The organism is Acinetobacter sp. AL9, from assembly GCF_041464035.1.
In the GTDB taxonomy this organism is placed as follows: Bacteria; Pseudomonadota; Gammaproteobacteria; order Pseudomonadales; family Moraxellaceae; genus Acinetobacter; species Acinetobacter towneri.
On sequence record NZ_JAYFSK010000022.1, the window covers coordinates 19,463 to 39,645 of the forward strand.

The following is a 20,183-nucleotide window of genomic DNA, read 5'->3' on the forward strand; positions in this document are numbered from 1 at the left end:
CCTTATTGGCCCTCTTGCGTTTTGAATCGTGCCTCAAACACTTCCCACGCTTGTTTATAATCTTCTTCTCTGTTTGGTAAGTACCATGGACTGGTATAGGTAATGACACGCTCAATAGGTCCCCCCGGTTGGGTGTCGTCCATAATGGTTCTTAATATTTTGGTGCCATCTGGTAGTTTTTGTGCTTCGGTCCAACCCAGTGGTTTGGATTCTTTTTTACCACATGGATATTCAATAATGACCGATGGATCACGTGGCCCAGCATTACGTGATAGACCAACACCAACCAGACCTTTTGATGGTGTAAAGACAATACGTCCAGTTTGGTCATAGTAGGTTTCACGTTCGTACTGTTGCATGACTGGGAACTGGACACGGTAGATGGTGAGCAATTCTTGCAAGGTCATACCGAGTTCCATTGCAACAAGTACATCGATTTCTAGCAGTGCTTGACGGCGTTCAAAGTCTGCTCTAAGAGCATTTTCTTTTACCCACTTAAGCTTAAGCTCTCTAAAAAAATCAAATCGTAATAACTTAGAATTCGTCCAATTATCATTTTTATAATCTTCTGACCAACAACAACTCCATAATTCTTTATAAAAACTTGTAATACAGTTTAAGGATAAAGTCCTTATAAATAGTTCATTAGCATATTTACTATTACGCTTTAAGATTGGTAATTGCTTTAATAAGGAAATATTTGCATGACCTTGACCAGTAGATTTCACAAAGAAATCGATAACAATAGACAATGAAAATGAGTTAAAGCTTAAAAGATCTTTATAGTCTTTAAACACTAAAGAAATACAATTATTTAAATGAGCTACATCTTTGGCTGAAATATGAGATATCAATGTTCTTTCAAGATTACTTGCTATCATTTCCCTGTTTACATGTCTGTAATATGAGGTAACAGGTAACGAGTACTCTTTATTTTTTTCAATCCATGGTACTTTGGGTGTTTTATCTTCGTAGTAAATACTATCAGGTATATAATTAGTCCTAGGTATATAATTTTCCTCAATACTTTCAAGATCAATTTTATCATAAGCCCGATGAGTATCACATATCGTTCTAGGTGTTTGATGCAAAGGATTGCCTACAAAAAAATGTGGACCCTCAAATATTAAACTTTTTAAATTATTTGGAAATATGGTTATTTCTTTAATTAATTTTTCATCTTGAGCAGTAGTTTGATTCCAATGCTGAGTAGCAAAAAAATCATTACTCAAATCACGTAATACTCTTGGATATTTTATAAATTTTTCTAAGAATTTTTGCATTTGAATAGTATGAATACTTGGTAACTTAGCTTCATAACGTGAAGTTCCAGGTTCATCGTATAACTGGGAAAAAATCTCCATATCCTTATTAGTTATCGAAACAATTCTATCCAAATGACCTTTTGTTGACCATTCACCTTTTATGTCTTTTAGACCTGCTACCTCACCATTACCATTATGCATATATGAATCATCAATGGTCTTAGGAATAAATACATTTGAAATATTTTTAAAATTAATAAATTCTTGGGTACTCCCTATAATGTTTAATGAAAATTTAAATTGGTTTCCAATAGGAAATAATTTTTTCTCATTATGAAATTGATAATGTTGTCTAAGACGTTTATTTAAAAAACCTCTTAATAATCCACTATTGTTCTCTAAATAAATTGCTTCAGGATAAATTAATCCACTATAACCATTTAAATTACATAAATTCCAAACCTGACAGATAAAACATTTATACAGGTTGGCTTTTTGGCCAGCTAGTAAAGGATAATTTGAAATAGCATTTAAAAAACTTTGAGTACCTTCTGCGTCTTCTAATGCCTCAAACCAAGCTGTCTCTAATTCAGGCTTAACCTTGAACTCCTGCTTTCTACGCTCCCGTAATTTTGTAGCTGAAAAGTTTTTAATTAAAAATTCAGGGTTAAAATCACCTAACACACCGCCTTCATTCCACTCTACTTTTAACCATGGTGGATTCCCCAACATCACATCAAAACCACCACGGTCAGCAAAAATATCCCCAAACGTCAACTCCCAATGGAAGAACTTAAACTTATCAGCCAACTCTTTGACTAACTGTAAACGCCGATGTTGTTTGTAAAGACTAGGTAAATGCAACTCACCCTTCGCAGTTAAAACTTGGCTGAGCTTCTCTTCTTGTACCGTTAAGCTGAGTTGATCATCACCAAACAAATCATGCTGAGGCTTTTCAAAACCAGTTGAAGTGTTCGGTGTCTCTACGATTGGTGTATCAAAATCAAATCCACTTTGTTCTGGTTGGTAAAATTCATAAACCTCACTTTCAAGGACCAGCTTGAGCTCCATCATCCATGTCGCACGATCTGGCAATAAATCCGCCTGCTCAATTGGCCAGAACCATAACGCACACCAATAATCCATCACCAATTTCAGACGGTGGTACGGCGTAGCAATTGGTGCATCGTGGTTAAAAATACCATTGGCATGGATTGCATCTTTTGCGGCTGTTGTGGTTGTCTGACCTTTATATTCTTGCCCCCAAATCTTAAATTGATCTTCTGTACGGGCACGGTCAGTTCTTAAAGTTTGAACATGCTGCGCCCACAACTCATCAATGACTTGGCTAAATTGCTGTAAGGTTTCAACTTCCCAAGCTTCTAAATTAGATAAAAAGCCTTTACGCCAGTTTTTAATCGTTTCGAATTTTTCAGGCTTTAAGGCTTTGGCATCACGGTCTGTCACATTTGCCATATCAGGATCAGGTAATAAGAAGTGATACACTTCCGTACTAGCACGATCTGATTTTTTGCGTGCTAAACCTTCGGGTGTCAATCGCTTTGGTGCAAAGTTAAACCACTTATCTGCTTTAACCTTGGCTGTGATTTGCTTCTGTTCATAGACCTGACGACGTGCACCAATCAACGAGTTACCATTAAACAACTGATAACCAAACCATGGCACCTGATTCGAACCATTAATCGAGTTCAGCCATAATGAAACTTCTGCGAGTTCCACAGCAATCGAGTTTAAATCCACACCAAATACATTATGGTCTGCAATATGCATTTTGACCGTTTGTAGCTCGTGTTGGTAATCCTTCATCTCGATGCGTTGATTCAGCTCAGATTGCTTCTTAACCAAATAGGCTTCAGCTAACTGATTGACTGCTTCATTCAAGAAGGCTGCGGAACCCATCGCAGGCTCACATACCGTCAGCTTTAAAATGTCATCTGCACTTACTTTTTCTAGTTCTGCACCCAGTTTTTCACGTAAGGTATATTTCACCAAGCTTTTGGTCAGAACCTCTGGTGTGTAATAACTGGCTGACTTTTGACGGTCACGACCAGCTAAACGATAAATGAACTTACCTTTAGGATGTTTCTTGAGGACTTTTAGTCCTTCGTCATTTCGCTCATAGACTTTTTCATCATCCGCATAGCTATCAATTTCTGTTGCAGTAACAAAATAGCCTTCATGCAGCTCATCGTAATTGTCCTGCGGTCGCTTCACCTCATATAAGTCTTCTTTGGCAAAGAAGCCACGGTAGCTCAGCAGCGCTTCATAGACTGCACCTAATTGGTTAATCCCCAATTGTGCATAACTAACACGACCACGGAACTGACGACTTCGACCGCTGGTTTCACGGGTCAAAGACATCAAGCGAATGACGCGTTGTAGTGTTTGGTTGGTAAATCTTACTTTTTCTAAATATGCTGTCCGTTTAGGGTCAAACAAATGGCTGTCTAAAGCATGAATATCAAAACCAGTTAAGCCTGTGCTCGAAGCACTGTAACTTCCTTCAAGGGATAGATCACCCTGATCATGCGGTTTACCAGTATGAATGAGGTTAAATAGTTTTTGGATGGAATAATGGAAATAATGACCTTTTAAAGATTGTTCACTTTGTAATTGCACCATTTCCAAGTCACGTAGACTTTCTAAGCTATAACCCTTTAAATAACTTTGGCTGGTTTTAATAGGTACATAGCCCAACTCAGGACGCGCTTCGATGTAAAATAGGAACAACAGACGATACATATAGCGTAAGCATTCTCTTGAGAGTTGCTCGGGATTTAATCCTGTTTTTTCACCCGTCCAGCTAATATCTTTACGTTGTAAAAGTTGTTCTGTTGCTTCATTCCCTAATAATTCAATTGCTTCACGTAAGGCATACTTTAGATCTTCAGATACACCAAAAGCATGCTTATGTGCATTTTCATCTAGGTTATCAAGTAAGGAATCACCATCTGCCGGCACTAAGCTATCTTTAAATAATAATGCTGCCACTGCCTGTAAGGTGTTTGGTTCTTTACGACCTAAAACTTCATCCCAATCAAATCGTAAGACCCGATTTTGTAACCACTTAAAGCGATCCACCAAAATCGCTTGTCGGTCGCCTAACATCAACACCCAACGTGGCGGTTCCTGCATTTTAAAAATGTAGTCATTAATGATATCTGACCACTTAATTTTGCTGCCATCTTTTGCTGGATGTACCAAAGCATCCGCATACGGCCCTGGTCCAAAAAATTGTTCTTTGACTAACCCCAATGAAAATAGATCAAAACCATCTTGTTCTTTATCGATTACTTCGACGACCATCAACTTCGGTTGTTGTTGATTTGGATAAGCAGACAAAATTGGTAGTTCAACATCCTTACTGCCCACATGAAATACGTGGTTATAAGGTGCAAATGGGATATCCAAAGCACTCAGCAACTGTTGATGCAACTCGCGTCGTTCTTCTAAAGATGCCTTTAAGCTACGTTCACGTTGAATTTTTTCATGTGTTTTAAAATATGGACGTGCTAAGTTTTTTAAACGTTGATATGGCGGCTCAAAAATAACCGATTGATTGGTCTCTCGATCATGTTGTTCTTTTACTTGCCACTGATTAATCAGCTCACGAATATCACCATAAAAAACTTCAGATAAATAATGTGCCGAATAGAATTCGTTTTCGTTTTGAATACCCAAATACGTCGCTGCATTGTCACTAATAGCCATGATCTATCCTTAGTTTTGAGTTGCTGCAATAACGGCAATTAATTGAATATATGGTGAGCTTTCTGTCTGCCAAGTGTCTTTAATCCAGACTTCATATTCCTTAAACACTTGATCGATATAACGCTGCTTCGCTTCTTTCTTGGATTGAGCAACTGACTCCAGCCCTTGATTGAAATCAAACTGCAACTGCTGCTCTTGCTTACCCTTTAATCCGCTTAACTTTTCAAGTTGTTCAGCAAGTTTGGGCTGCATCACTTCATCAAAACTGACTTTTTTCTTTAAGACTTCTTCAATCACACCATCCACTACGACGGAGCGTAAGTTTTGTAAATGGTCTAAATTGACTGGTGCACCCGTATTTGGGGCTTTTTTAAGGAGTGGTCCATAGACATTGAGCATCTCTTGCAAGGACTCAATTTTGGAAATGTGGTTGCCCTTGGTATGAACGGCATACCACTCCCAAATGACTGGGTGTGCTTTACGGTTTGGGATCAGTGCAGAGACCAAATAGATCGCTTCATCTTTCTCCAGTTGGGTATTAAGACCGATCACCAGCGCCTCATTACGGCCAGTATTGCCCAACATACGCTCTTGTAACCATTCCGCTACCGGATGGCGTTTCCACAAATAGTGCTCTTTAGGCCAAGAGTCCTCTTCATTCCTTGAGGCTTTCACCACCTCCATATAGGTGTTTTTATCTTCAGTTAAGATAAAATTTCCATTCTTAGGATAAATTTCAGGTGGATACGCTTTAAATTTTTGCTTTAAATCCTCCGGAGCCGTTAACTTGATTTGCTTAATCGCATCATCGAACTCAACGGCGATACGTCTTTGATCTTTATTTAGATAAGACAATGCTCGTTTAGCAAATTCATATTCACATTCAAAAAGTTTGAAATTTTGCTGAGGTGTTTGTGGCTGTATTTCTTCAACAACATCGTCATCAAATGCACTAAAGAAATCAGCTAAAATATCATCGCCTTCATTCGGCTCAGTTTGCGTCGTATATTGAGCATCAAAGTCTTCTGCCTGCATGGTCAGCATAGCATTCGCAATTAACTCTTCTTCTTTTACAACATCGTAAACACCCAGGAAAGTTGCTGGATCTCCAATGTTTTTATAGGCTTGATCATCTTTTTCTTGCAAGATTTCCAAAATACGCACATCACCACGGATGGTTTCATTCGCACTTTCCGTGATCAGGTAGTAAATCTCAGGCTCTTGAGTTTGACCATAGCGGTCTACACGACCATTACGTTGTTGGAAGACCATCAATGACCATGGCAAATCAAAATGCACCAAACGATGAGACAAGTGATGTAAGTTAATGCCCTCACTTGCTACATCAGAACACAGTAATACTCGGACTTTTTCTTCACGTTTACTGAATTTTTCAACAATAGCCTGCTGAGCAATATCATCCATTTTCCCGTGTAACTTTTCAATTTGGTCAGCTTTTAGACCTAAGTCACGAGTTAAAGCATTTTCTAAAAAGTTGAGTGTTTCTATACGCTCAGAGAAGATAACAATACGATCTTCCGGGTTTCGCTTATCCCAATCGAAATCAGCGCTTTTAAATAACACTATGAGCTTGGTGTATTTAGTAAAAGCAGATACATCAATTTGTTCTAAACAATCTTTCAATGATTGAAGATGATCAAGCTCTTGCTCAACTGCAGCAGTGATCAATTCATCCTTCGCTTTCAATGTTTTGATGCGCTGCTCGACCGATTTCAAACAAGCAGCCGGCGAAGAAAACAGTGCTTTTTGTAGACCTATACGGACCAATTGCCCTGGCTTCTCACTGTTGTACTGGCCTTTAACGGTAAATGGAACTTTCAGTAAGGCATCATATGCCAGCTCTTCTTGAGCAGAAGCCTGATGCTTTAGAGAAAAGACTTTTCGATCTTTAAATTCGGATTTTACTTGATCTTTGATGTCATGCTTAAAACGACGTACAACAAGACCTTTATCCGCAAAATCAGCTTTGACATAGTTATTCGGATCAGAAATCGCTGTTGGATCAAGCATATTCATTAAGCTTGCAAAACTTTTTGCTTTACCATCATGTGGTGTGGCTGAAAGCATGATTAACGTATCAGACTTACGTGATAATAATTGCGCCAGTTCTGTACGCTGAGAACTTGTTCCACGATCAGCAACATTATGTACTTCATCAATCACGATGATGTCCCAATATGCCTTATCTAAATAGGACTTAAACTCATTATCTTGCTTCAGAGTATCAATTGAAATAATCGACTTATCGTAATAATAAAATGGATTGTGATTGGTAGGGATACGACCGCGAACACGTTGTAAACCATTTGAATCTAAACGAATAAGAGGGATTGAAAATCGATTCCAAAATTCTTTCTGGAATTGCGTCATCATACTTTTTAGTGTCAGAACCAGAATTCGTTTGCTACGGCCACGTTGAATTAACTCCGTAACCAAAATACCTGCTTCAAGTGTTTTACCTAAGCCGACTGCATCTGCAATTAGGATACGCTGACGTGGCTGTTTGAGTGCTTGATACGTTGGAACCAACTGATATTCAACTACATCCATTGCTGCTTCTTTAGCAATATGGATTTTTAAATCATTCGGCGTGGATTGTCGTAGTTGGCTCTCAATAAACAACAAGCTTTGAGAAAACTGCGGACTTTTATCCTGAACCAATTTGGTGAGCTTAGGATCTAAAATTTGAATTTTGTCTTCGAACTTAGTCAGGAAAATGGCTTCTTTACCACGGACGAGCTCTGATATTCCTTCACATGTAAGTTGATCACCATGATTCATGGTCGGGTCCACGCGTCGGATTACCCACTCTTCGTCACGAATCTCTACACGAGCTCCAGGCGCAAATTTCCCCGTCATGTTCTTATCTCAATCATTCAATAATGGTTTTAATCTTTATTCCATTTATAACTTTGCCATAAATGCCTCTATACAAAGCCCTCACTTTGTATGAATCACATTACTCAGGCTACCATTATAGCTCAAAGTATGTTAAATAAGATTTTAAAAAATATAGGCTTATATTAAACAAATTGTCAAAAAAACTATAATCACGATTGATCAAAAACCCTACAAATAGTTTTTTTTCTTAGATAAGCACCCCTCTAAGTTATAACAACTGTAATCCTTGTCTAGTTGGCTCCCACTTCTTTCCACTTCCCATCGTCAACGTGGCACAGTTATACGCATCCTGCAGAAAACTACGACGTGCAGACTCAGTAAATCCTGTCTGAGCAATCAACGTTTCACGAAGCGGATGATGACTGGTAATTAAGTATTCATTACGCTTATGCAAGCGCTCTAATAACTTTATTGATGGTAATCGATCAAACTTTCCCTGCTGTCCTCGATTACAATTCGGACACGCCAATACTAGATTCGCTACGCCGTTGATTGGTTTTTGAATATCACATTCACGTAATTTATGTGGAAAGAAATGATCTACATCCGCAGAATGCTCAAATAACTGTTCGATGGTGATCGGTGCAAAACAATAGAAACAACGACTCTTTTGATAGCCATTTAAAGCTGACTTCGCTGAAGTGACATTCACACGTCTGATTTTATTGTCCGCAACCAAAATTCCCTGATCATCATGCTCAATTTGTACCAAATGCTTGGGTAAGTTCATATCCCAAGCTGTTTCAACCAATCTCCATCTCGCTTCAGTTTCATCTACTAAATCCACGGCGTTCTGTCTGTCAAATAATTGGAATACTTCATCCGTCAGAATGATGCCATCTTGAGTTTTACGGGCATCCATGAAGAATCGTTTAGGCAATTCTTGACCATGTACGTTATGAAAGGCATCAATCACATTGACGAAGCCATATTGCACGGTTTTTGTAATCAAGGTTTGCTGATCAATTTCACCTGCATTATAAGAACGACAAAAATCCAAGAATTTACTAGAGCTTGAAGTCGCCTGTTTATCCACTAATTTGAGGTGCTCGCAAATATGCTGGCTAAAAGGCTTTGCTAATTGATCAAGCGTAATAATGGTATTACCTTCAGCTTTTAGGTCATAAAGTGATTTGGCTAAGGCAAATTTATAAGAGGCAACATTACGTCCGAATAGAATCACCGCACGCCAATAATTTTCTAATGATGGCTCTATTTCATAGAATTCGGACATATATTTCCCCCAAATTAAGGATTAAATCCCTAAACAATGCTATTTTTTTGTCCTTTTAAGACCTAATTCATTCACAATTTCTAACATTCTTGCTTGATGAATTGCTTCTTTTCTCAAAATGGACAATGTATTTTTAAAAACATGCTCATTCCCTTTTAAATTCAATGGTAATGAAACTGATTTAAACATATTTTCTTCAAGCACCCATGGTTCAGGATCTAATATCCATGAAATACGCGTATTCTCCTCCATCCAATGATCTAACCATTGTTCACCCAAGTGAGTAAATGTCATTCGTTTACCCGAACCAACTCGACGTAAAGGAAAACCACTTTGCTGGGCGAGTAAAATACCTAGTGTTCGTCTTAATGTAGATCCTTCAGCATTGCCAAAATAATGTGTTCTGAGCCGAGTTCTTAAAGTCGATTTACTATTTGGTTTCCCTTTTTTATCTGGGGAAATACCTGAATAAACAAGATAGTATTCCTTAAACTGAATACAGTCCTCTAGCGGAACAATCTCAGGCAAGTTTTTAATCCACCAAAAATAGATGCCATTCTCAGTAGGAATCAGTTTGGGGCTTTCTTGTAAATCAAATCGTGAATAAAAAATCTTAAGCAATGAGCAGGAATGTATCATTGTTTTTTCCAAATCAGATTGAGCCATTTTTCTTGTCTATCAGGTCGCTGATCTACCGTGATCCATTGCTGTATCTGTTGAACATTATCAAACTGCTCAAGTAAATCATTTGCTTGAGCCTCATCTAAATCCGTAAATTGACGTCCCTCTTTTTCTCGATCACTATTGCCATACTTAAATGACATATACAGCACACCGCCTGGCTTCAACACAAAGATTAATTTTCCAATAACCTCAACTAATCGACTGCGCTCACAATGTAACAAAGATGCACATGCCCAAATTCCATCATAGATAGCAACCCCACTTAAATCATAGAAGCTTTGGAATTTCACTTTAACACCCGACAGTGCTGTTGCCTTTTTGACCAATTCTTCTGAATAGTCAATCGCTTCTACCTGATAGCCTTTATTTTTAAAAGCCAAAGTATCACGCCCTGAGCCACAGCCTAAATCCAGGATGCGTGCAGAATCTGGCAACTCAGCTAAAAATGGTTGGTATAGGCTTTCCATATCTACGTTTAACGTTGCTTGTGCAAACTCATCCGCATATTGGTTGTAATAATCTATTGTTTTCATAATTGAGGCTTAGGCTAAACACTGACCCCAGTCTACTAAAAAACAAAAAGATAAGGGAGCATTTGCTCCCTTATCTTTTTAGTCAAATAAATCTGCTCTTACTTCTTCCAAAGTACGATCTGACTTGAAACGATTACATATAGGATGAATAATTGCTCCATTTTCTAAAACGCCGTAACCACCTGCTGCTTTTGATTCTCGATGATCTACTTCAGTCGATTTAACGTATAGAGCACTATCACATACTTCGCAATAGCTCCATGTTTTCTTTTCCTCACGTTGATACACATTTCTTTTGGTAGCGAGTGAAAAATTTAGAGGTTTTTTCTTCTTTGATGGTCTTACTGATTTCACAAAGCTCACAACATTATCAACAATGCTCTCATCATAATCGCCACCAAAACGTTCAAGGTAAAAATCGTTAAAATTAATATAATCAAATGATTGACTCATCGAAAGAATGACGGTGTTCAAACAAACTTCATCTTCAAAATCTAAATCCATATTTAGTCCAATACAGATAAAGGCTTGATACACGTTCTTCAATCGCTCATGTGATCTGATTCCGCTACCAAACTTACCTACAGTTTCTTTGATCGCCACAGGAATTTTTTCAATTAAACTTTCAACACTACGGCGTGCTCGGGTAAAACCAATAAAATCTAACTTCTTATTCTGTATTTCAAAACTGCCTTCTTCAATTTCAAAGACGATAGAGAACCAGGCCAAAAAGGATGTAACTTGAAATCGATTATCTTTATAAAAATATAGTTTCGGGTGTAAACCTAAACTTGGAATGCCAATGCTAATTTCTGGTGTAGCGATACGACACAGCACAACTCTGAGCTTTAGTATTAAATTTTCTACACGCTGACCTTGGTCTATACTGATAGTATTCTGACAAGCATCACCAAACATCATATTTAGGAGTTCATTGACTAGGCCTATTTTTTTACCGTGTGCTAAATCTGGCTCTAAAAGTATCATCTTAAAAAGATGATCGTGAATTTGCTCACCTAAAGCGATTACTTCATTTATCCGCTCGTAATTCAGTTCAGCTAAGTTGGATTTATTATCGTTTATGTAACAACACGCATAAATCACATAAAAAGCATCACTCCCCCTATTCTGTAAATGATACTCCTCATCTGGATCTAACCGTTTCGTATCTGAGTTAATCGAACAAAAGGCTTTCCGAGCCTCCTCAGGTGTCCCAATTACTTCAATAAAATTAATTTTGGTTGATTTTAATTTTTGCTGAAACTCAGAATCACTACATAACTCTTGAAAATCAGCTAATCCACCTAATCGATGACGAATCTGACGAATATCTCGCTTTTGTGACGGCGTGAATTTCGGAGCTCCTATTACCTGCTCATCAATAAAGAATCTTTTGATCCAAGCATAAATAATTGAAATCCTATGCCCACCGTCGATGATATAAATATTGCCAGCAACATCCCTCCAATAGCGAATGCATAAATTGACATTACGATCATTCAAACAATCTAGAATAAACTCCTCAATTTCATCAGGGCTCCAACATTCTGTGGAACGTTGATTGTCTGCCTTATACAATTTTTCTAGGATCTCGTGCTGGGCGAAATCATAAAGTGATATTTCAAAATTATGGTGCAGATTTGAGTGCGACATTTCGTCAAGCAGCATCATTTTTCTTTGAATAATATTGGTTAAAAGCTTAGTACGGGCCATTTTATTTTCTCTAGGCAATACTTCTCTAGATCTCGTGAGATTACGAAATATATAAAAGTAAAATTAATTAGATATGACTAAAATTTATTTCGAAAATTTTATTCTTTCAGAACAGAAGAAATGGCTTGGAGAAAATAAGGGATATTATAGAAAGTGTTCATGTTTAGTTCCTGTAGTAATTACAAACAATCTTCCATCTTTTCCACGAGATGGAGGCAAGCCAAACAGGGGTGGAAATACCGTACTACAGAAGACGGCCAGTCATAGACTGCCCTGCTTGGCCTACCATTACGATAGGCTAAACATAGTTAACGCAAAAAACCGCCAAAGCGGTTTACTGCTTCTGTAGTAAATTCAGGTTTCCACGCCTGGTCACAGATTTTGCTGTAACATCTTTATCTTATGTGCATAAATTCAATTGGTCAAATTTTATGATTAATATTTGATCAATTGATTCAAAAAATTAACTATATTCTTTAAGGGTTATGAATACAGATGAGTATCTTTTAATTTATGCAACATTTCGTTGATGTAAACCGATTAGAATAAAACTCTATACATTTGAGCAGCGTGATTTAATAAAGGAGGTAGATTGAAACTGCAAATCTTATCAGACACCCACAATTCTCAATACGCTATACTAGATGAAGCTGACGTGATTATTCACGCTGGGGATTTTTCGAATCGCCTGAGTGGTGCTATTGAGTTTGCAGAAACATGTAAAAACCTGAATAAGAACTTTATTTTTGTTTTAGGTAATCATGATTATTACTGCTCAAACTACAATTTAGTCGTAGACTTTTTAAGAGAAAATTATCCTCAAAATGCTCTGCTTAATGACAACCATATCAAGATACAGGATAAAATATTTGTTGGCGGTACATTGTTTACGAACTTTCGTTCCAACTCAGCTCGTACAACCACTAACGAACTGCAAAATTTTAAAGAAGATGCTGAACAATCTATTTATGATTTTGATCAAATCATGATAAGTAGCGATAATCGAACTATAACAGCTGATGACTACATTGCACTATTTCAACGATATCATCAAAATATTATGCAGTTTAGAGGCCAAGATCATGTGATCGTTATTACGCATTTTCCACCGCATTTAGCTTGTCTTGATCCTTATTGGGGTAAGCACCCTGTTGCATCAGCTCTTAACCCCTATTTTATTAATGATTTAGATGTCAAAGGCTTTAAGTTATGGATTTCAGGACATACGCATACATCAATTGATACTGTAGTCGATGGATGCAGATTAGTGATCAACCCTTTAGGGTATCCTCAGGAGCAAGGAAAAAATGGGTTTAGAGAAAATTTGATCATCGAAGTTTAAATTGTCATACTCGTATTAAACCAATTCAATCCAACTCTAATGTCAAATTTCCTGGAGGACTGATGATTTAGATTCTACGCCATGAACCAGGAGAAATTCATGTCAATTCATTTAGATTCAGAAGATAATAGAAGGAATAAATTTGCAGATCAAATACTTAAAGATCTACTCGAGATCAATAAACTCCAAGGTATTTCCATTAAAAAAATGAAAGCAGATCAAAATGGTATTTTCTATGTAGAACAAGAAGTCTCAATTGAGGACTTACTCAAGAAGTTCTAAGTTTCTCTCATTAAGATAACATCATAAGCTTTAAGGTATTAAAAACTTAACCAAATTGTATCACCTGTAGCTGCATACATAGTCTCAGCAGTTTGTTTTAACATGTCACATTCATCAATTTCTATTGCTAAATCATCACACTGAGTATGATCACTGTCATTGATAGAAATTTCGTGCGATTGAACAACTGCACCATGTTGAATGAGTTTAATTCTATCTTGCCTTAAAAGTTGCTCACCTCTGTAACTAGCACGCATTTGATTTAGAGCTTGAAGACGCCTTTCATTTGTAGTCATTATTACTTTTCTCGACATTAATTGTCTCCTTGATTTTTATCTGAAACTAAGATTAATAAATTAAAATTGGGTAATGATCTAACTATCCAGCAATCTCGCCTTAAAATCACGGCGATCAAATAAAATTCACGCAATGTTTTAAAAAATCAATCCTCAAAAAACTCATTGATATCTTTCTCAGTTCTCACTTTCTTCATGGGAAGTTTATTTGCTGCTTTTAGTATCTTCATAATATGTTCATCCCTTCTTATTTCATCTTGCTGATCTTTTTTTGAGGATTCAGTGGCTATTTTTGCACTATCATTAGAAAAAAAATGATCTAACATAATATATACCTCACTCTACCGATTGCTTAGTGTCTTGAGCATTCTTAATCGAAGACGAACTATCAATTAAAGAATGCCCTCGTCTTAAAGCCAGTTCTTTTTGTATTTCTTGATCTGCGGTACTTGTATCGCCATGTTTATGTATATATTCAGCTCTTTTTTCCATAAAGTCCCGCTCACGTTGCTGGACATCAACATTCACTTCATTATTTTGCTTTTGACGAGTAGCTATATAGTTATAGATACCAACGCCGCAAATTACGATTAAAAAGAAACTGAGTTGCTTCTTGATACCTCTGCTCACAAAACGTCCTTAAACTTAACTTTTCAACCAAAATTTAGATGAAATTATTGTGATTAATTCAAAAAAAACCAATAAATACTTACAGCTTATAGGTCAACACAAAAACCGTCACTCATCTCTTAGGTTAAAATCTTTATACTCATGAGCATTATCAGAAAATTTAGCAAAAAAATTATTCCAAAAAAATAGAAAATTTATTTTTTCTGCATTTTGAATAGGTTCAGGTTCTGCATATCCAATAATCCAAAATGGCGCTGTACTACAAATATTCTCAGGTATAAGTTTTTGCTGTGAAGCTGTTTCAGTACTGATAAGATATAAATTATCTTTTAGATGTACAACATGTCCTTTTGAGGCTTCTCGGATACAACGATCAGCATCTATATAGAAACATTTCATTGAGCATTCCTCCATTTTTTTAACTAGGCATCCAATTTCGATAATCGTTAAATTATTTAACGCTGCAATTAAGTCTTAGTTTGATTTATCTTCCATCTCCGATAGACGACTGCTAAAAATAAATCACTCAAAATTTTCTGGCAGGTATTATCTTTATAATTGTTATTACTAATTTTCAGACTTATCTCTTTTTTCTTTTTAGCCAATTTCAACTCAGTTTCAATCTCCTTCCATGAAAGTTTAGATATTTTTATTTTTTCATGAAAAACTTGCTTATAAATGACCTTTAACTCGCGACAGAATTTACCAAAATCCTGAAGATCTTGTTTGCTTTGAATATACACTTCCATACGTGCATCTATAAGATGTACACGGTGCTCAAAATAGTCAAGGATGAAATGATTTCTCATTAATATATTGAAAATTTTATAATTATTTTCAACTAGTAAATTACCTGTTCGATTTTTATCAATATACTTTAAGAGCTTGTCCAAAGTGTTATTTGGACTACAGTTTTCATCATGTTGAAAGTGACGATTTGCATAGAGTTTTACAGCTACTTTACTCCCTATTGTACTGATTAAAGTATCCTCCTCTCTACCTGATAGAGCGTTCAAAATATGATTGAAGCTTGCCATAAGCTGACGTCTTACCATCATGTCTTGATCTTCTTCGATCACCTCTTGCTCTGCGACATAAGTAATAAAACGATCTGGAAATATCATTTCTTGAATTATTCTCGAGCTTGAATTCAATTTTTCTACAATACTTTTTAGAGTAATTTTTTCTGTCACTTGCGATGTATTTAACTGTTTACTAAATAATTTAACCGGCAATAAAGCTCTGACTATTTTTGCAGATACTTTACTCTCTTCTATACATAGCGCATCAGCAACCAATAATGGTCCAAAATGTAAATAATGATTTACCGTCATTTCAATAGAAGAATGCCCCATAAGATGAGCCAGTTTCCTCCATACATCAGTACGAACACCAGTATTATCTAAGCTCGAAAGTAGATAAGTTTTAATTTTGCGAACTTGCTCTGGTGAATAATCAGTCCAAGATTTGATCAGTGAATCTGTTCCTTTCAAAACTAAAGCTAGATTGGTCGCAGCAGTGTGCCTAAAGCTATGAAATGAATAGTCGTGTGCTTGGTTCAACAATAACTGATCAAATATCTTCTTAATCAATTGACTCACAGATCGAGGTGAAATACTCCCACCCTCTTCAGAGAAAATCAAACAATCTTTGGCACCTAATGTATTTTGATTAATAGGCACCTTCATTTTTTTGTTAATCAAATGAATAACTGACATTAACTCAGCTTTAGTCAGTAATTGATCCAGGCACATTCCCCGTTTTGCATTAGTGGTTTTAATCTGACGAGTATAATTATTGTGGATAAAAATTTTGCAAATTTCATGTTTTTCATTGATAAAATAATAATGAGGATCATAACCAATTGTTTTATATTTAAAATTTATCATAGCTAAATCACTTAACTTTAATCCCAAAATTTCATTGAGTCTTAGCCCCGTTCTATACGCAAGGGTACAAATGACTTTAAGGATATTCTTCTGGTCTTTGGTCAACTGAGTTTGGATAGCTATTAAATTTTTAAATTGATTAAACATTACTGGAGTAACATAGGACGTTCTACACACTTGCAAATCAGTTGATTGCAGTTGATCTAAATAATTAACACGAGGAGCACCAAAATTACGTATTAAGCTATTGTGAAATTTTTTTAGATTACTTACCGCATGCCCATAACTATTATGTTTAATCTCCCTCCCATTTTGTGAATGTTTTCTGTTTTTCTTGCTACGATCGCCAATGGATTTGACAGCCAAAATATGACTGTAGATCTCTTCAAATTCTTCTTCATCTATGACTTGAAGGTCTAAATCATTACTCACAACATATAGAAACAGTTCGTCAATAAATGATGATTTATAGGTATCTAAAGAACTCAGCTTAATACCTTTTTTATTTTTACCAGAGTCAATCGATTTTATTTCTTTCAGGCACTCCAAATACCAAGTAATCACCACAATCTGAACACTAACAAGAGCGATATCTTTTGACGAGCTATATTGCTGGGAAGAATAACTGTTTTGAAGCAAGCTAAGATCCTTTGAAAATTCAGCTATAACTTCACTCACACTCACGTTATTAACATCCAAGTTTCTTACTAAACTCTTTTTAATATCTGCGGCACAGTGATAATCAGTATTCAAATTTCGAATCTGCTCCAACTTAGCCTTCTTCAATTCCGTATAGTAAAAATTATCTACAACAGCTTGATTGATGCTCTTTTTTTTAGACGTCTGAGTACTGTGATGTTTATCAATTCCTTCCAGTGCTTTTAAGGATGAATAAGAAAGCGCCGAGTAATTAAAAACTCCCTTAGATAAAGCAATAAGAAAACCATCTAATGTATTTTTCGTTCCAAAATATTGCACGTAATCTAAATGATCAAAAAGCTTATATCTATTCTTTGAAAAAATTTTAATAACAGCATGTTCGTGATCTACATCTTGTAAGCCCGATAAGATTTTTTGATCTAACATTTCCCTATTTAGATTGATTATAGAATCAATCAATTGCACCAATTCTTGATCTACTTGTCTTTTTTCTGGTTGTGTTTCTAACTCAATCTCGTTTACAAGTCGAATCAACATCAAAAAACTCATTGGGGTCAGATAAATTTGTTTAACTTGGTATGATTTTTCATCATAAATTAAATTTGCATAAGACGAATTTTCTAGAGGATAACTATATAAGCAAGCAAATTTTGAAATATCTTTACCATATACAGATACAAGACCACCAGATAATTCAAATGGGGAAACTCTATCATTCGAATATGTTTCCCTCACTGATTTTAAAATTGAGAGCAAATCAGCTCGTGTCCGACATCCACAGTCAAAAATGAGAGCCAATAAGAACTGACGAAGTAGAAATTGTTTTTGTTCGAATGTCGCATACGGATTGAATTTACTTGTCTTAAGCCAATGCGGTAATTGCTTTTGCCAAAAATCATACAGCTTTAGCTTAAAATCATGTAATTCCCTTCCACTCTGCAGTTTAGTTTGCGTAGATTCAATATCTTTGATATTAGGTGGGAAAGAGCTGGTTTGAATCAGTGGTATATCATAATTACCAGCCAACCATTGTATCTTTGATTCAACCTCATGTTTATTTTGAACACATAAATCTGACCAATATTGCCATCCAGCTTTTAACTCATCAGCATCCAATTTTAGTGATTTGAAGTATTTATTAACTTTGGCTCTCGCCTTATATATCTTCTCTTTAATTTTATCGTCAAGCTTAAGCTTTAAATTATGCTCCACAACCTCTTCAACTAGCATATTTGAAATACTTTCAAATATGCTCTTTGCCATAGATTCCAATTCTTGCTTTAATTTTGAAAATCTCTCTAATTTTTCATTATTCATAAAGAAATCCCCACAGATATGAGTTCAAGATCTTTAAAAAGCTTGCTTAAAGCATCCTGAATTTGAGTTTTGTAAGCATATGGCTGTAAAGATGATGATTTAGAAAATCCAATTTCACCTTGTTGATCATGCGCATACCATGACTTGAAAACTGCATCTGGCAAATCAAGGGTATTTCTTACAAAATGTCGAATCCAATTGGGGTATAACGGCCCTATTTCAGGGAAGTTCTGTGCAAGGTAAGAAGCCACATCTTTCTGAGTTAAAGGACTTATTTTTATATTCATGAATCCTGCATTTTTCTTCCAATAATGAAGATAGTAGTTATCCTCACTTTTAGTTAACATCCCTGAATCCATAAGGTCTATAATGAATTTTTCATAAAGCTTTAATTCGTTAGCAAAAAATTCAGTCAGTGGTGAAAAGCGGCCATGACGTCGTGATTGGCTATTTTTATCATGAATGTAGACTATGCCTGTAATGAAGTCATAGTTCTCCTTGATACTCGATGCAGCAATTGCTGGGCGTGCTCCTGAGGATAAAAGACAACAAATCCAAATCCAGACACTGAAAGCATTAAATCGTTCTTCAATTGATTTCTTATCCCTCAATACCTCAATGACCTGGTTGTTCAGTGAATTTAAGAATTTTTTCGCCTGATTAAATGACCAAGCTCGCTGACTTCCTACACGTTCATCACTTTTAGCTTGAATGAATTGAGGACGATCTAGCACATGACTCTCATGTTTATTCTGAAACCAAAGCCATACGTATTTCTCATACGAATCATTTAACTGTTTATAAGAAAAACCACCGTATGCCAGATCAGGTTGATGTGAAACTTGTTTACCAATGAGAAAATTCTTTTGTAAATCATCTTCACAAATTCGATGTAAATGAAATGAAAGCTGCGAGGCGATATGAGTAACAGATAGATTTCCAATACAATAACCAAAGAAACACTCTTTCAAATACTGATTAAAATCGGTGTTTGTATAGCCACTTAGTTGCGCTTTTTTGATTCGATCAATCCACATTGCAGGAATTTGGAATGTCCAACTGGAATGTTTATTCTGCCTATTTCCTTTTTTTGCAATTTCTCCCTCCAACTTTTTATTAACATCGGCATCGACGGTCCATAAATAATAATCACGACCAGAAGAATGTTTTAATTTCTTAATTTCAAAAAAGTAATCAATATATTGAAAGACAACAGCACTCATTCCTGTACATAATGACATTAAGAAACAGGCAGCCATGGCAGATTTTTCTATGTCTTTATTGTTCTGTAGTTCGTCATGTAAGACCTGATAAATAACTTTCAAAAAAGGTGGGTCAATATAATAAACATTACTCACAGTCGGTTCGTGTACATGATCGAGGTATCGACGCAATACTTGATGATCAACAAAAGAGGATACTCTGCGTGTACTCTCATCTTGACTAAAATCATATTCACGTTTTTTTATATCTCGCAGATTCAAATCTCAAGTGCAACACATTTGTAGTTAGTTGAAAAAGTTAGGTGTATTCATAGAATCATTAGACTTTTTCAACCCGCAATTGGAAAGCACACAATGAAGAAATACACCCAACTTTCTCAAGATGAAAGATACGAAATTTATGCTACTTTGAAAAGTAAAAGTTCAATCGCTACCCTTGCTCGGGAGTTAGGACGTTCACG

At 36.1% G+C, this 20,183-nt stretch carries 15 protein-coding genes; 3 read left to right on the forward strand and 12 right to left on the reverse strand.

All coding sequences use genetic code 11. The features are described 5' to 3' along the window. Window positions 1-2: 2 nt before the first annotated feature. The 6 genes from ACEO2X_RS07080 to ACEO2X_RS07105 form a co-directional block, all read right to left on the reverse strand. Entirely contained in the window at window positions 3-4,997 is a 4,995-nt protein-coding gene (locus ACEO2X_RS07080; protein WP_371971423.1) for an Eco57I restriction-modification methylase domain-containing protein, read from the reverse strand. A gap of 9 nt (window positions 4,998-5,006) precedes the next feature. Beyond that, window positions 5,007-7,877 (reverse strand): DEAD/DEAH box helicase, encoded by a 2,871-nt coding sequence (locus ACEO2X_RS07085; protein WP_371971424.1) that lies wholly within the window; start codon window positions 7,875-7,877, stop codon window positions 5,007-5,009. 250 nt (window positions 7,878-8,127) lie between these two features. Further along, window positions 8,128-9,153: an HNH endonuclease domain-containing protein gene (locus tag ACEO2X_RS07090; RefSeq protein WP_371971425.1), complete on the reverse strand. Its 1,026-nt coding sequence runs from the start codon at window positions 9,151-9,153 to the stop codon at window positions 8,128-8,130. A 39-nt stretch (window positions 9,154-9,192) separates the two neighbouring features. Next, entirely contained in the window at window positions 9,193-9,819 is a 627-nt protein-coding gene (locus tag ACEO2X_RS07095; protein WP_371971426.1) for a GIY-YIG nuclease family protein, read from the reverse strand. Continuing rightward, window positions 9,789-10,370 carry a class I SAM-dependent methyltransferase gene (locus tag ACEO2X_RS07100; RefSeq protein WP_371971428.1) on the reverse strand — a complete coding sequence of 194 codons (582 nt, stop codon included), beginning with the start codon at window positions 10,368-10,370 and terminating at the stop codon, window positions 9,789-9,791. The genes ACEO2X_RS07095 and ACEO2X_RS07100 overlap by 31 nt, the downstream gene beginning before the upstream one ends. 78 nt (window positions 10,371-10,448) lie before the next feature. After that, window positions 10,449-12,083, reverse strand: coding sequence for an HNH endonuclease (locus tag ACEO2X_RS07105; protein ID WP_371971430.1), 1,635 nt, complete (start codon window positions 12,081-12,083; stop codon window positions 10,449-10,451). Between the two features lie 592 nt (window positions 12,084-12,675). Here ACEO2X_RS07105 and ACEO2X_RS07110 point away from each other — a divergent pair. Both ACEO2X_RS07110 and ACEO2X_RS07115 read left to right on the forward strand, forming a co-directional pair. Continuing rightward, on the forward strand, window positions 12,676-13,425 hold the full coding sequence (locus tag ACEO2X_RS07110; protein WP_371971431.1) for a metallophosphoesterase: 750 nt from the start codon (window positions 12,676-12,678) through the stop codon (window positions 13,423-13,425). 99 nt (window positions 13,426-13,524) lie between these two features. Continuing rightward, window positions 13,525-13,707: a hypothetical protein gene (locus ACEO2X_RS07115; RefSeq protein WP_371971432.1), complete on the forward strand. Its 183-nt coding sequence runs from the start codon at window positions 13,525-13,527 to the stop codon at window positions 13,705-13,707. A 38-nt stretch (window positions 13,708-13,745) separates the two neighbouring features. Here the strand turns inward: ACEO2X_RS07115 and ACEO2X_RS07120 are convergent, their stop codons facing one another. From ACEO2X_RS07120 to ACEO2X_RS07145, 6 genes are all read right to left on the reverse strand, one after another. Further along, entirely contained in the window at window positions 13,746-14,021 is a 276-nt protein-coding gene (locus ACEO2X_RS07120) for a hypothetical protein (protein WP_010111324.1), read from the reverse strand. Window positions 14,022-14,149: 128 nt separating this feature from the next. Further along, entirely contained in the window at window positions 14,150-14,329 is a 180-nt protein-coding gene (locus ACEO2X_RS07125; RefSeq protein WP_029574381.1) for a hypothetical protein, read from the reverse strand. 10 nt (window positions 14,330-14,339) lie between these two features. Beyond that, the gene (locus ACEO2X_RS07130; RefSeq protein WP_010111322.1) at window positions 14,340-14,633 is read right to left on the reverse strand and encodes a hypothetical protein; all 294 of its coding nucleotides are present in this window, start codon (window positions 14,631-14,633) and stop codon (window positions 14,340-14,342) included. Between the two features lie 108 nt (window positions 14,634-14,741). Beyond that, window positions 14,742-15,032 (reverse strand): hypothetical protein, encoded by a 291-nt coding sequence (locus tag ACEO2X_RS07135; RefSeq protein WP_010111320.1) that lies wholly within the window; start codon window positions 15,030-15,032, stop codon window positions 14,742-14,744. A 68-nt stretch (window positions 15,033-15,100) separates the two neighbouring features. Beyond that, window positions 15,101-18,499 carry a tyrosine-type recombinase/integrase gene (locus ACEO2X_RS07140; protein ID WP_010111318.1) on the reverse strand — a complete coding sequence of 1,133 codons (3,399 nt, stop codon included), beginning with the start codon at window positions 18,497-18,499 and terminating at the stop codon, window positions 15,101-15,103. Next, window positions 18,496-19,983: a hypothetical protein gene (locus tag ACEO2X_RS07145; protein WP_371971434.1), complete on the reverse strand. Its 1,488-nt coding sequence runs from the start codon at window positions 19,981-19,983 to the stop codon at window positions 18,496-18,498. Before ACEO2X_RS07145 ends, ACEO2X_RS07140 begins: the two co-directional genes overlap by 4 nt. Window positions 19,984-20,076: 93 nt before the next feature. Between ACEO2X_RS07145 and ACEO2X_RS07150 the strand changes: the two genes are divergently transcribed. Beyond that, a partial coding sequence (locus ACEO2X_RS07150; protein ID WP_178319009.1) for a helix-turn-helix domain-containing protein occupies window positions 20,077-20,183 on the forward strand: 107 nt, incomplete at its 3' end.